Origin of the sequence: Sphingobacterium sp. lm-10 (assembly GCF_023554555.1) — a bacterium.
Classification (GTDB): Bacteria; Bacteroidota; Bacteroidia; order Sphingobacteriales; family Sphingobacteriaceae; genus Sphingobacterium.
Genome location: NZ_JAMJWC010000001.1, coordinates 39,836 through 54,308, shown reverse-complemented (window position 1 = coordinate 54,308; position 14,473 = coordinate 39,836). Strand labels below are relative to the sequence as shown.

Below are 14,473 nucleotides of genomic sequence, written 5' to 3'. Positions count from 1 at the left end.
AACACCTTCTTTTATCAAACGTGATAATAGCCCGTTTAGCGTGCTTTCTCGCTTGTAGGTATTCCACATTGCAAATCATTTCAATGTGAACAAGTTAATTAACCTATTGATAACGTTATATTTACAATAAACAACAATTCACATACCAAATGTGGATAAGGTATTTTCATCATTCAATCGCAATGCAACAATGTACATAGGACTTAGTCATAACATGGATGCATATTTTTACATAAATAGCAGGTAGTGTCCTGGCGCATTATGTATCTTTGCAGCTATGACAGCTCCTAATTCAACGGTTAAACCTTACTCGGCAGACGGCAATAAAAAGGAACAGGTGGCTGATATGTTCAACAACATCTCTTCCACCTACGACATGCTAAATCGCTTCATGACGATGGGTATTGATATCATTTGGCGACGGAAAGCCATTCGTTCGCTACGCGTTATAAAACCACAGCATATTTTAGATGTGGCAACAGGTACCGGTGATTTTGCTATAGAATCCATCAAGCTGTTGCACCCAAAAAAAATAATCGGAATTGACATTTCTGAAGGTATGCTTTCTGTGGCAAAAGAAAAGATAAAAAAGAAAGCTTTGACAGCGCAGTTTGAGGTAATGTTGGGCGATTCGGAAAACCTGCCTTTCGAGGATGGTGATTTTGATGCCGTTACGGTTGCCTTTGGCGTACGAAATTTCGAAAATCTCCAAAAGGGATTGGATGAAATTAACCGTGTGATCCGTCCTGGTGGTAAAGCTATTGTTTTGGAACTTTCCAATCCTACGGCATTCCCGATCAAGCAGTTATTTCACTTTTACTTCCACAAATTCACGCCAGCACTGGGAAGGTTAATTTCTAAAGACAAGCGGGCTTACAGCTATTTGCCGGAGTCGGTTGCACAATTCCCGAGTGGCAAAGCATTTGCGGAAATGATGCAGAAAGCAGGGTTTACAGAAACTAAAGTACGTCCGCAAACTTTTGGATTTTGTACGATTTACGAAGCCACTAAATAATATGAACAGAACCGTATTGATTACAGGAGCGAGTTCAGGTATTGGCAAAGCCTGCGCATTACTGCTTGCTCAAGAAGGATACCGCCTGGTTCTTTGTGCCCGCCGTGCCGAACGACTGGAAGACCTGAAAAAAGCCATCCAGCAAGAACATCCAGGTACCGACATTTTCACATTTACCTTGGATGTACGTGACGCGGCGGCAGTACAACAAGCGGTGACAACGCTACCTGCAGAATGGCAACAGATTGATGTGTTGATTAACAATGCTGGTTTAAGTCAGGGATTGGATCCTATCCAGAGTGGCCAACTAAGCGACTGGGATACGATGATCGACACCAATGTCAAAGGCTTATTATACGTGAGCCGTGCAGTGATTCCTCTAATGGAAAATAGCAAAAATGCACATATCATCAACATCGGTTCGATTGCCGGCAAAGAGGTATATCCCAATGGCAATGTGTATTGTGCTACTAAGCATGCGGTGGATGCCTTAAATAAAGCGATGCGGATTGATCTACTGGAAAAAGGAATACGCGTATCCGCCATCAACCCTGGTATGGTGGAAACAGAATTTTCGGAAGTGCGTTTCCATGGAGATACTGAGCGGGCGAAAGCGGTATATAATGGAGTAACCGCCTTGACCGGACAAGATATTGCAGAAGTAATTGCCTTTGTGTTATCCCGTCGGGCGCACATCAATATCAACGATCTACTCATCATGCCTACGGCACAAGCCACTGGTACTATTGTAAATAGAAAATAAATATATTATGTCTTTAGAAATCACAATTAATCAGGATATTAAAGCGGCAATGATCGCGAAGGACAATGTGAAGTTAAGAGGTTTACGCGCGATCAAGTCGGCGATCTTATTAGCAAAAACCGACAAAACGCATGTAGAAGAAATCACCGAAGATGCAGAAATCAAAGTACTTCAGAAATTGGTAAAACAGCGTAAAGAGTCGGCCGAAATCTATAAAACGCAAAACCGAGAGGATTTGTATCAAATTGAAGTGGAAGAGCAGGAGGTCATTGAAGCCTACTTACCAAAACAGCTGGATCGCAGTGAGATTGAGGCAGTGGTGAAAGAAATTGTGTCGGAAACGGGTGCTTCATCCATGAAAGATATGGGAAAAGTAATGGGCTTAGCGAACCAACGGTTGGCAGGTAAAGCCGATGGCAGTACGGTATCTCAGGTGGTAAAAGCGCTATTAGGATAATACTACAGACGATTAAACAGACGGTAAGCAGTAGGTCATTGCCTAAGCAACACCTTGGTACTAAGGCTTCTTTAGCTCAAGCCTAAATTGAACGTCTTCCTCAAGGTCTCCAAAGCTGGGTTTTTGGAGACCATTGATTGATATTTCTCTTGAGAAGTATAGGGTTTTCGCACTTTCGTTTTCTCGGTAACCACTTCTTTGATTTCCAGTCCGTAGTTGCGTAGTTGCACACGCAGGTGATTCAGAATATCTACTTTCCCCATCTTCATCTCCTCCATTTGCACCATGTTTTCTACCTCTACTTCGATCATGTTTCCCTTCAGTACAGGTGTGCTAGAAGACATAATCGTATACAAAGTGATTTTATTTTCCTGCTTCACATAATCAGCGTAAGCAGCCCACTTCGCGTAGAAATCTTCGACGTCTATTGCAGCAAATTCAGAACCTTGCAATAGTTCATTTTCTTCTTTCTCCTCCGTTTTTTGATCAAGAATCGTGTTGAGATTAGGCAAAAGCTTCTTGGCAGGCATTGCTCCCCAACCTTTTGACGGAGCAGGCACTGGCTTTACTTCCGGTTCTTGTGCCACAGATGGATTACTCCCCGAAGTACTAATAGGATTAGGGGTATTCACACCTTCCGTAGAGCGTGTAGTTGATGGCACAACGGGGTTATCCGCTGTCTGAACAGGCGTTGCTGAGTTCGGCTTCGACGATGGTGTTATGACACTTTCCGCGACGCGGTTATTAGTCTCCGGAATATTTACGGTCGGTTTATCCGTTAGTTTTTTTTTTACATCAACTTCCGTTGATGTTTCTGTTAAGCTCAATTTAATCGCCGTAGCGATGTGGCACATTTTCAGCAAGGCCAATTCGACTTGGAGTCGATGGTTTTTGCTGGTTCGATAATTAATCTCGCATTGGTTGGCGATATTCAGTGCCGACAGCAGCAAGCCACTATTAAGCTGTTGAGATTGTTCTAAGTATTTTTGGCGAATAGTATTCCCTACTTCCAGTAATTTCAATGTAACAGGTTCTTTCGCAACCAGTAGATTACGCAAATGCGTGGATAGGCCGGCCATAAAGTGTCCACCATCGAAGCCATTGCTCAACACCTTGTCAAACACGAGCAAAGCCTGTGCAGCATCTTGCTGCGCAATGTACTGCAATAGATTAAAGTAATAATCGTAATCCAGAATATTGAGATTGTCAATTACTGCCCGATAAGTGACTTCCCTGTTAGAGAAACTCACAATCTGATCGAACATAGACAGTGCATCCCGCAATCCGCCATCGGCCTTCTGTGCGATCACATGCAGGCCATCATTTTCGTAGCTGATACCTTCATTCTTAGCGATTCTGGCCAGATGATTGGCCATATCTTCCACCTGGATACGATTGAAATCAAAAATCTGACAACGGGATAGTATCGTAGGAAGGATCTTATGTTTTTCGGTGGTTGCTAAAATAAAGATGGCATAGGTCGGCGGTTCCTCCAGCGTCTTTAGAAAAGCATTAAAAGCCTGCTGAGATAGCATATGCACCTCATCAATGATATAGATTTTGTACTTCCCTGTTTGAGGTGGAATACGAACCTGGTCGATCAACGAGCGAATATCCTCTACCGAATTATTGGACGCCGCATCCAATTCGTGGATGCTGAAAGAGTTACCGTTCTGAAAAGAGATACAGCTATTGCATTCTCCACAGGCTTCGGTATTTTCGGTGATCTGTTCACAATTTATTGTTTTCGCCAAGATACGCGCACACGTTGTCTTCCCCACACCGCGGGGCCCACAAAATAAGAATGCTTGCGCCAACTGATTGTTGTGTATTGCATTCTTCAACGTATTGGTGATGTGCGACTGCCCAACGACCGAATCAAAAGTGACTGGGCGGTATTTTCGGGCAGAAACAATAAAATTGTCCATTGCAACGAAGTTACGGAAATATTCGACCCTACGCAATATGACTACTGCAAAAAAAGGCATGAAAAAAGCCATCTTGGGGATGGCTCTTTGATAACTCAGTGGCATGTTTCACAACAGACCTGTAACTAACTAAACACAAGTATATAAAACAAATAATCTACTTGCACAAAGGTAATAGCGTTGTTTAAAGTCTGTGTTATCCACGCGTTATGTTTATACTTATCGGAAGTATTTATCGGGCTTGTGCCTCTGCAATCATTTTCAAAACTTCGTCAATGGTTGTCTTGGCAGCTTCCTTCATTTTCGGATTACCTGGGTAGTCCGTATCTAGGGTTACTTCTTTGGATTTTTCTTTATACGTAAACTTAAGAATAAATCTTGCCGCCGATGGTTGACGATCAGCATCTGGAGTCGTCATATCATCGTCCACGTTCCAAAAACCAAGTTCCTGTGCTTTGCGGTGTAAATATAAGAGATCATTATCCCGTAGCTTTACTGTATCTAGCGCTACTGTACCATTTTTACGCTCAAACTGATAGAGATTTGTGGTAGAGCTATAGTGATTTTTCAACGAATCGGGTGCACCAAATGTAAGCTCAATGGCCTCGAAGTCCGTAAAACGAAACGGTGCATTTTTTACCATTGCAGAGTAATAGTAAAAACAATAAATAAAGAATGGAACGATGATACAAATTCCGAGAAAAATTCGTTTTCCTCTGTCAGACATAGTTTTTGAATGTAAAGTGCGCACAAAAGTACGCATTTAAACACACTTTCCGACCGGAAGTATAGAAAGAGACGATGCGCTGACTAAGTTTTTGGGCTACCAGCTCGTTTGAAATACCGATAATACCAGGTATCCTTCAGATCAGATATGATGACGCCCTTTTTTGTGGATACATGTACAAACTTGCCGTTGTGTAAGTAGATACCAACGTGATCAATATTGCGCCCACCAAACGAAAAAAATACTAAATCGCCCTCTCGCAATTGATTTTCGTATTTACGTTTGACATTATCCGCCATATCTCTGGAAGTACGTGGTAGATTTTGACTAAAAACTTCCCGATAAAGTAATCCCACAAAAGCAGAACAATCCATTCCATTTCGATCTAATCCACCGTTGCGATGTGGTGTACCCATCCAGTCATCTATGAAAAGATATAAATCGCTACTCTTCGAGATATCTCGGCTATTCACTCCAAGCAGTTGTGCATAGTTATCTAGTTTATTTCCAGAATAGTTCATCGACCTGGCCTTACTGGCATCCGATACAGGAGCATTTCTTGAAGTGGATCGTTTGCCACTTTCCAGAACAGCATAGCGACTATTCCCGCTACCTTTTTTTCTCGCTCCGCAGGAGCTAATCAGTAGAGCGCCACAAAGAATTATGAATAAATGATATCCTTTGTACCGCATCATCTTCATTGTACTATTTGCCATCTTACAAAAGTATTTTCGCGACACGAAAAAACAAGGTACTTTTTTCCACAATTGTTATTTACTTTTGTCCGGTGATGGAAAAATTGAAAGGTTCTTTGGCTGTTTTTATTGGAGCTGCTAGTTTTGGCGTGCTCTCTACTTTCGTGAAAAAAGCCTACAAGGCCGGCTTCACACTAGGTGAAGTCACCGGCTCGCAGGCTCTCTTCGGGGTTGTTTTTCTATGGATATTGTACCTGATATCCCAAATTGGAAAAGTGCAGAAGAAACGTACGCAACGTAAGGATCCAAAATGGCTACTCGTAATCGCCGGCTTGAGTACAGGCTTGGTCAGTGTGCTATATTATCAATGTGTACAACTTGTTCCTGCGTCTATCGCCATTATCTTATTAATGCAGTACATCTGGATTGGTGCCATCCTTGAATTTCTACTATTTAAGAAGCCACCTAGTAAAATACAACTCATCGGCTGTGTGTTTATTATTATCGGGACTTTATTTTCTACTGGTTTGTTTGAACAGGAAGTACCTAGCCTTACCGCTAGCGGTGTACTTTATGGCTTGGGTGCCGCAACTGCATTTGCCTGCTTTATTATCCTGAATGGCAGAGTTGGTAAAGATTATCCTATTGTATTAAAGAGTGCCCTGATGGTTACTGGTGCTTTAATTCTTATTATAGCTTTATTAAAACCTGTAGGTTTACTATCTATTGAAAACCTGTACAATCTATTTCCTTATGGCTTTTTTCTAGCTTTATTCGGAACAATCATCCCACCACTGCTCTTCGCTTATGGCATGCCAAAGACCGGCTATTCTCTGGGAAGTATTCTTAGTGCGGTAGAGCTGCCCGTCGCGGTAACCATGTCGTATCTTGTTCTGGGAGAATACGTATCAGGTTGGCAATGGTTCGGCTTAGTATTTATTTTATCCGTCATTATCATTATCCAACTACAGAAGCCAAAAAAAACTCCTGTATGATAACTTACAGGAGTTTTTTCATTTTTGTATTCACTTGAATTTAACCAGGTGCAGATGCGGTATTAAAAAGCGTACCGCAATCCAAACTGTACTTGAAATGGATTACCGGTAGGCGCTACTTGGCCATTACTATTCACATTATAATTGAATTGACCATCGGTAAATGCATTTGCAGCAGGCAAAGCATACAGCGCCTGAGATGCCAGGTTATGCATTACACCCCATTCCTTATTCAGCATGTTCATGAAGTTGAAAATCTCCGCGGAAAGCTCGATGCTGTGCGTTCTATAGAAACGTATATTTTTAGCTAGACGCAAGTCCACCGTTCCGTAAAACCCATTAATTCCGCCATTTCGTTCCGCGAAAGTACCTCTGTAAGCCTGAATATAGTCTTTCATGCTCTGACTTGCTTCCGGATTGTCCAGAATTGCCTGTAAGCCGGTACGGATGTTATCGGGTGTATTGGCGCTCGTATAATCAAATATATAAGCCAACTTATTTGCTGCGCCACCAAAGTCACCAGTGGTGTTGGCTCCCGCCAACAAACTGTATCGCGTACCTCCGATACCGGTATAACGAAGACCAACCTGCACCCCATACCATGTCGGCAAATTACCATAGGCGACAAACTTATGACGGAATTGATTAGAAGAATAGGTGACTGCACTGAGATCACGTGGATCGTTCACCACGGCTTGAGATAAAGTTGCCGAGTTAGCGACATTTCCGTTGAACGAGGTGTTGTCTCTGGTATCATTCCAGGTATAGCTCACCGTGATGGTTCCATCTTTAAAGTAGTTATAAGTACCGTCTAATACCACAGCGTAGTTGTTGACTTTACCGATACTGGTGAGCTCCAACACCCTCCCTAGTTGATTCGACAAACGGCCTTGTTGCCAGTCTGGCTGTCCATTATTTGGAATCGATTCTCTAGGCACAAACACACTTCTATTGCCTTCATTCGCTAGTGTGAAAGCTGGCTCCGCCACCATATTGCGATCGATATACGTATAATTGTTGCGGCCTAAGGTCATATAACCTGTTGCACTAACCTTGAACCGGTCTGTGATAAATCGTGTGTACGATAAATTGGCTTTGTATACCGTTGGTACATCCGCATTTTCACCCGTATAATTAATTGTCGGCACACCACGATTCAATACCGCTGGAATGGTACTCTGATCGGCACGATATCCTGGAAAGTTAGGCACAGGCACATCCGCTCCGCGCACATCCACTGTAGCAAAGTTAGATCCATCAAAGGTTAAATTATTGATGATCATGTAATTGTTAATATCTGAAGCAAAAACACCACCACCAGCACGGATAATATCCGTACCATTCTGATTAATATCCCAGCTAAATTGTAAGCGTGGCTGAATGATAAATGTTCCTAATTTGTTGTCTGTACGAATGCCCAATTCCTCATCCACCAATGCATTGTACTGCGCTGTAGGGTAGCCCGCATAGTCCATCCGAAGACCCGCAGTCAGTTCCATGCCTGGGCCAATATCTTTGCGCAACTGCCCATAGAGGCCTATATTTGCAATTGTACCGCGTACAGCCACATCGTCCTTGAGTGGCACTTCTCGATAGTATCGATACGCATTTCCTTGTGCTAAGTTATCTAAGCCTGAAAAGTGAAAGCGTCCGTTGACTTCTGAGCCATATACCGACGTCGAACTGGTAGTCATCAGATCTACACCGAACACATATTTTGCCCAGTCGGTATCATAATACAGGTTATTCATCAATTGCACCACGTGGTTTCGAAAACTTTCCTGACCGAAACGATGGCCTCCCAATTGCAGATTGGTACGCAGTGTGGTGCCGTCTATGTCAGACGCTACTCCCTCCACTATTGCTCTGGGAATGTATCCAGGCGCGATCTGGTTGCCCTGCGTACTATTTTGATAAACGTAGAGATGTTGTAGCTTTATTTCGTTCGTTAAACGAGGCGATATAGAGGTACGTAACGTGGCTAGAAAACTATTGTCTACATTCTTATCGTTACCATAAGACTCCAGCAAATTGATGGCCGTATTATCCGCCAAGCCCAGTGGGTTGTAGTCATAGGTCATGTTATTGCGAATGGTGAGTAGATTTTTATCATTGATCTGCCAGTCTAGGCGTAAGAAAGCTGCATCGGATGTACGACGCTTATCGATCGCACCGGTCTGTGGCACATCAGAAACACCGTATCGGCTTCTGGCGATGTCAAGATAATTATCCAATGTCTGCTCGTTAATACGAAAAACTTGCTGATTTAAGCCACCACGTAAATCGGCAATCAGTAATGCACGATTATCTTGTTGACGGTCCCACACAGCAAAGAAGTGTAACTTATCTTTTATAATCGGACCTCCTAAAGAGAAACCATATTGATAGGTCGCGTAACTCCCCAAACGTGGGTTGCCTGCAATATCATACTGACTGCTAGACCAATCGGCACGACCAAACATAAAAGCTGATCCGGTAAATGTATTGGTTCCTTGTTTGGTAACAGCACTAACCATCCCGCCCCCACTACGGCCAAAGGTAACATCGTATTGGTTCGTCACTACTTTAAATTCTCGCACCGCTTCCATGGATAAGGAGTACGGTGCACCGCTCCGTGCTGTGGTTGCGCCTGCGGAAGTAGGATTTTTGGCATTCATACCGTCAATAGTAAAGTTGGTGGAAGAAGCCAGCTGACCAGAAATACTACCCCCTGGCGTCGCCAATGGAGAGAGTTCCGTGAGAGAAGTAAAATTCCGGCCATTCACAGGCAGAGAGCGAATTACTTTAGATGAAAAGGCCGTTGCGGCACCAAGGTAATCTTTGGTATTTACCAAACCGGAAGCGTTTACTTCTACCACATCCAAGCTAGTGGACCGAGAGACAATTTCAATCTGTATACGTGCCACATCGCCCTGATTTAAATAAATACCTGTTACAGCTCCTTCTCCACTACTCATGTGGGTAGCTGTCGCGACATATGGCCCACCCAACGGAAGCTGTTTAATATCAAAGTTTCCACGATCGTTACTTACAGAGGTCGTCGTAAAACCGGTGGACTCATTACGTACCCGAACTGTGGCTCCCGACACGGGTGTTCCTGAGGCATCGATTACTTGTCCATTGATGGCCGCCTGTGTGCCTTGCGCGTAACTAGTATGGCTAAAAACGAAAAGTAGCGCAATTAACATAAGTATTTGGCTTCCATTCACTGTGTAACTTCTTTTCATAAAGGGATTAGAATAGCGTTGATTAAAATGATAAGCAAAATTAAGTGGCCAAGATTATGAGGATAACAACTTAAAGTTAATATAAAGTTATTAAATGCACACCTTGATCACCTAATCACGACATCTTAAAAAGGCAATATTATCATTTTCAAACCTTAAACAAATAGTGTAAGATTACCTGTCCCGATAAAAAAAGTAATTTTGTCGCAATTATTCCTTATATTTAATATGGAAACGAATATTAGGAGATAACAGAATAATCATGAAAAATGTCGTTCTAGGATATGGTGTAGAGATGGACTGGATGGAAGGATTAACTCAATCCCTTGATGGCAGCCTTGAAAATGGACGGATCAATTGTCCAGATCACCTAATGACAGGCACACTCTATGGATATCAGATCAATGATTATCTAAGCACTTTTTTTCAGGACGTTACTTACCATAGTGATATAAGTTACCAGATGCGTAACACTACGGAGGATTTTGTTGGCATCTATTTCAACCAAACAGAGGGTGATTTCATACAGATTATGGACGACGTCAAAAAAACAATTGGGCGTTGGGCGTATAACGTGGCAGTGGTTGACGCTACGTTGCCTGCAGATTATATGGTTAAGTCGGGGAGCAAGAGTTTCTCCATTTACATCTTTATTAAAAAGACAGCTTTGCTGCAAAGCTTGTCAAAAATCCCCAAATTCGAAGAAATCAAGGATGCACTTTTTGATGCGGAGCAAAATACTCTTGTTCGGTTTGAGCGAGCAAGCAATCAAGCCTGGTTTCTGATGAATGAGCTGCGTAAAACGAGCTTTGAAAACCCTCTTTTCAACACCTATTTGATCGGTACGGTATATGGGCTTATGGGCGATTACCTAGATCAGGTTATTGACCATGATATTGTCCTAGATAAGGTTTCTCAGGAAGACATTGTAGGGATTGTTAGTTCGCAGTCCGCCATCATCGATGGTATACATGGTACATTTTCGGGAATCGAGACGCTAGCAGCTTCGGTAAATATGTCTGAAAGCAAATACAAGCAACTCTTTAAAAAAATCACCGGTATGAGTGCCCATGTTTTTTTTCTGACCAACAAATTGGATGCCGCAAAGCAAATGCTGGAAACTGGAAACTATTCCATAGCTGAAGTGGCCGATTCGTTTGCTTTTTTTGATGCTTCGCACTTTATAGAGCAATTCAAAAATACATATGGTTTTACTCCAAGAGAATACTTAACCTTTTTATAAGTGGATCTGATCAGAAAAAAGTTTCTCTTCAATTATACGCTGACGCCGGAATGGTTGAAAACTATTTCGAATGATATTGGAGCGGAATTAATCGATGGAAAGATCTTGCGAATGCCAAAACAACTCGCAGAGGGTGCTGGGATATTTTTAGAAGTACTGCCGGGTCTTTCTGTATTCTTGATAGACATGTATTTTCATGAACCAGTTACTATTACACGCGTTCCTAAAGATGATCTTTATTTTGCGTATTATGATCTCGGCGAAAAAATAACCACTCATTTACTAAATGGTACACCTCATAGGGCTGGCTACTACTCGAAGTTGGGAATGGCTTTCATGGACTCAAGCATACCAACCTCTCTCTTACCACCTGTAGGAGCAAGGTCTTATAGTCTGCGTCTACTAATTTCCAAAAAGCTATTGCCTAATCTTACAGCCATTAATCAACATGCAAATGTCGATTTTCCTGTCTCTGAGCAGTCAATAGATACGTTGTATTATTACAGCCATATAGATTCCAGGAGTAGGATTTTACTCAACAGATTAAAGAGTAAGGATATTAACGACGTATCCTTTGAATTTCATTTAAAGCACACTGCACTTTATCTGCTTGCTTACCTAGTAGAACGCGCGACCAATGCGCCTATTATCAATAAACTCCCTAAGCAAGAAGTAGAATCTATTATGGCATCCGCCAACTACCTGACGGAACAACTTCTTTCAGATTTTCCAACGATTGAAACGCTCGCACGCACGGCCGGAATGTCGGTATCGAAATACAAGTCGCTTTTTAAAAAACTCCTTCACTTTAGCCCAAAACAATTTTTTATAAACGAAAAGCTCCTTCTTGGAAAAGAGCTGCTTGAGAGTGGCAATTTCAGTCACGTCTCTGAAGTAGCCTATGAACTTGGATATAGCAAGCCTAGCTATTTTGCAGAGGTCTATAAAAATAAATTTGGAATAAATCCCAACTCCCTGTTGGTAAGGAATAAATAGCACACGCTCAGTATTTTTTTCCAATAAAACTTTGTCTTATTTCCCTATTATCATGGCTTATTTGGGGTGCCCTCAAGCGGCTACGGGACATAATTTTGTGTCATCAATAAAATGAACGATTTCATTTTATTGTTTAACATAAACGTATATGAAAGTCATTAAAAAAAAACATTACATCTCTCCTGTTATTGAGATTCACTATGTAATTCCTGAAGATGTTATATGCGCATCTTCAGTCAATGTGTCTCCTGGCGGCACAAATAATAGCACCCCATTAATTCAGGATGAGATCAAGGAGGAAAGTGCTTTAGATTGGGATCTATCCTAAAAACAATGTTATCTGGTGATGAACAAAATTAAATTTATAACCTACTGGTCATGTGTATTAAGCATCTCATTTATCACATCATGCGCCAAGGATAAAAAGATTGATCGACATACAGAATCCAATATCGTAACTGTATTAGTTGGCGGTATTACCAACCCAGAATTCAATTCACAAATCTCTGCCAGAGCAGCGGTTGCATCGCCGGAATCAGCAAATCACCAGAATGTACCGTTTCACAGCAATATCGAGAACGCCAAGATGTCTATGGAATTGGAATGTTTGGATCGGTCTCAAAATTTTCATGATTCTGAGCTGGTAAATACCGCGACCTACTCAAGATCTGCGACATCTCCAATGCAACAAGGCGTAAAATTCTGGATCGCTTTATATAATACAACTACGAAAAGATATGAACATTCTGTGCAAGGTACATCCGGTACACCACTAAGTTTGGCAATTGTACGTGGTCAAGACTATGAATGGTGGGCATATAGCTACAATAGCACAGAATCTATCCCAGAAGTTAATCCCGAAAACCCCATCATCGAAACAACTACAGACAAACCACTTCTATATGCTAAAGGAAAAATTAATTTTTCAAATTCTGGAGATAACAGATTAGCCATACTTTTTATAAATCAGCTAAAACAAATTAGAATTGACGTGGATACAAGAGGGTTATTTGGAGATATTGAAACCGCAAATGTTTCTTTTTTGGATGACTATATCAAGACGGCAGAGTTTAATCTCTATGACGGACAGTTGTCCGCTGATTTACATACCAAAAAAATAGATCAGGTGGTATGGAAAGATAATCCTGAAACCGGACGTGAAAAATATATTACGTTTTATACCTCCGATTTTTCTCACGATAGCTACAGTATCATCATGAGAGATTTGATCATAAAAGTGCCCAATCAAAATAGCGTAAATCTGACTAATGATTTACCCAACGGAGGACAGGCCACATTTTCGTTTCAAACCAATGGACAAGGGGTATTACATCAAGCTAAGCTGAGATTGAGAAAGATATTCCCTATTCAAAAAATCTTACATGTGGAAGATGGTGATACATTTTATGGATATACAGGATATAAAACTCACACGGCATGTGCACAATTTTTAAGGTCTAAATCTAATTTCTCCGAAACCAGTCCATATCTTAGGGTCAAAGGATTTACACATGAGCAAGTAATTTCTAACGCCAATAACGTTGCTAACCGATTAGCAACCCCAGATAACTATCCCGACATCATCATCATGGGAGTGTTCGCAACATTAAATAACAACGATTACACCGCGCTGTATAATTATCTGAAATACGGAGGTGCTGTCTTTTTAATGATCGAAAATATAAATGGTACCATTACAAGAGACTTTTTCAGAAAAGTTTTTAATTCGGCAAATATATCTATCAGCGAGCACGATGAAAGAGAAGGTGGTGGAGCAGTCTACAAAATAGCAGATGTCGATAAAGACGTGTTATCAGGACCATTTGCTGATGTCAGAAACCACTATTGGGGTCAAGATGGAGGACAGACTTTAACAATAGACAATATTCCAGAAGCAGAATTAAACAACATTTTCGTGTACACCAGGAGGTCCGCAAATAAGACTGAAAATCATAATGGCGTCACGATGTTTCGGCATAAAAAACTTAATTTATTTTATGTCGGAGATACAGGCTTCACGGCAAATGACATGAGAAATGGGCAAACAAGTGGACGAAATACTCGCGCTTATGCAACTGATAGCAACAATTTTCCAAACTCGAAAAAATATGGACCAGCATCAGGGCCACTAGCTCAGGAACCTAACAAACCTACAGGCAGCTGGGAAGTGTATAACTCGGCGCTTTTTGGTAATGTTTTCTCACTTTTTGTCGCCCAGTCTTTTTATAGAAAACTCAAGTAAAAATCAGTTCGATGAGTAGCCAAATTCAGCAGGCGGTACTCCAACGAAACTATTTACAACCCTATGGATAAGTATATTAAACATCAAACAGCTGTTAACAAGCAATCACAACACACTCTATACCGCATAAATATATACTCTGAATGATGCTTTCTAATAAAACTTTGTCTTATTTTCCTATTATC

General features: G+C 41.4%; 12 protein-coding genes. 8 read left to right on the top strand and 4 right to left on the bottom strand.

Annotation, left to right across the window (positions count from 1 at the left end):
• Nucleotides 1-277: 277 nt before the first annotated feature.
• The 3 genes from ubiE to M8998_RS00230 are packed head-to-tail and all read left to right on the top strand — an operon-like array spanning nt 278 to nt 2,235.
• On the top strand, nt 278-1,015 hold the full coding sequence (ubiE, locus tag M8998_RS00240; protein ID WP_249989977.1) for a bifunctional demethylmenaquinone methyltransferase/2-methoxy-6-polyprenyl-1,4-benzoquinol methylase UbiE: 738 nt from the start codon (nt 278-280) through the stop codon (nt 1,013-1,015).
• A gap of 1 nt (nt 1,016) precedes the next feature.
• Complete coding sequence (locus tag M8998_RS00235) at nt 1,017-1,778, top strand: SDR family NAD(P)-dependent oxidoreductase (RefSeq protein ID WP_249989976.1); 762 nt, start codon at nt 1,017-1,019, stop codon at nt 1,776-1,778.
• A 7-nt stretch (nt 1,779-1,785) separates the two neighbouring features.
• On the top strand, nt 1,786-2,235 hold the full coding sequence (locus tag M8998_RS00230) for a GatB/YqeY domain-containing protein (RefSeq protein WP_249989975.1): 450 nt from the start codon (nt 1,786-1,788) through the stop codon (nt 2,233-2,235).
• A 71-nt stretch (nt 2,236-2,306) separates the two neighbouring features.
• Here M8998_RS00230 and M8998_RS00225 read toward each other — a convergent pair whose 3' ends face one another.
• The 3 genes from M8998_RS00225 to M8998_RS00215 form a co-directional block, all read right to left on the bottom strand.
• Nucleotides 2,307-4,163, bottom strand: a complete 1,857-nt coding sequence (locus M8998_RS00225) for a DNA polymerase III subunit gamma/tau (protein ID WP_249989974.1) — start codon at nt 4,161-4,163, stop codon at nt 2,307-2,309.
• Nucleotides 4,164-4,395: 232 nt separating this feature from the next.
• Nucleotides 4,396-4,890 carry a hypothetical protein gene (locus M8998_RS00220; protein WP_249989973.1) on the bottom strand — a complete coding sequence of 165 codons (495 nt, stop codon included), beginning with the start codon at nt 4,888-4,890 and terminating at the stop codon, nt 4,396-4,398.
• A gap of 83 nt (nt 4,891-4,973) precedes the next feature.
• Nucleotides 4,974-5,606: a C40 family peptidase gene (locus M8998_RS00215; protein WP_249989972.1), complete on the bottom strand. Its 633-nt coding sequence runs from the start codon at nt 5,604-5,606 to the stop codon at nt 4,974-4,976.
• Nucleotides 5,607-5,680: 74 nt separating this feature from the next.
• Between M8998_RS00215 and M8998_RS00210 the strand changes: the two genes are divergently transcribed.
• A complete protein-coding gene (locus tag M8998_RS00210) occupies nt 5,681-6,580 on the top strand; it encodes an EamA family transporter (RefSeq protein ID WP_249989971.1) in 900 nt (299 codons plus the stop codon).
• A 62-nt stretch (nt 6,581-6,642) separates the two neighbouring features.
• Here the strand turns inward: M8998_RS00210 and M8998_RS00205 are convergent, their stop codons facing one another.
• The gene (locus tag M8998_RS00205; protein ID WP_249989970.1) at nt 6,643-9,807 is read right to left on the bottom strand and encodes a TonB-dependent receptor; all 3,165 of its coding nucleotides are present in this window, start codon (nt 9,805-9,807) and stop codon (nt 6,643-6,645) included.
• Nucleotides 9,808-10,069: 262 nt separating this feature from the next.
• Between M8998_RS00205 and M8998_RS00200 the strand changes: the two genes are divergently transcribed.
• From M8998_RS00200 to M8998_RS00185, 4 genes are all read left to right on the top strand, one after another.
• Nucleotides 10,070-11,050 (top strand): helix-turn-helix domain-containing protein, encoded by a 981-nt coding sequence (locus M8998_RS00200; RefSeq protein WP_249989969.1) that lies wholly within the window; start codon nt 10,070-10,072, stop codon nt 11,048-11,050.
• Nucleotides 11,051-12,046: a helix-turn-helix domain-containing protein gene (locus tag M8998_RS00195; RefSeq protein ID WP_249989968.1), complete on the top strand. Its 996-nt coding sequence runs from the start codon at nt 11,051-11,053 to the stop codon at nt 12,044-12,046.
• A 148-nt stretch (nt 12,047-12,194) separates the two neighbouring features.
• A complete protein-coding gene (locus M8998_RS00190) occupies nt 12,195-12,374 on the top strand; it encodes a hypothetical protein (RefSeq protein ID WP_249989967.1) in 180 nt (59 codons plus the stop codon).
• Between the two features lie 18 nt (nt 12,375-12,392).
• Nucleotides 12,393-14,288 carry a hypothetical protein gene (locus M8998_RS00185; RefSeq protein WP_249989966.1) on the top strand — a complete coding sequence of 632 codons (1,896 nt, stop codon included), beginning with the start codon at nt 12,393-12,395 and terminating at the stop codon, nt 14,286-14,288.
• Nucleotides 14,289-14,473 lie beyond the last annotated feature (185 nt).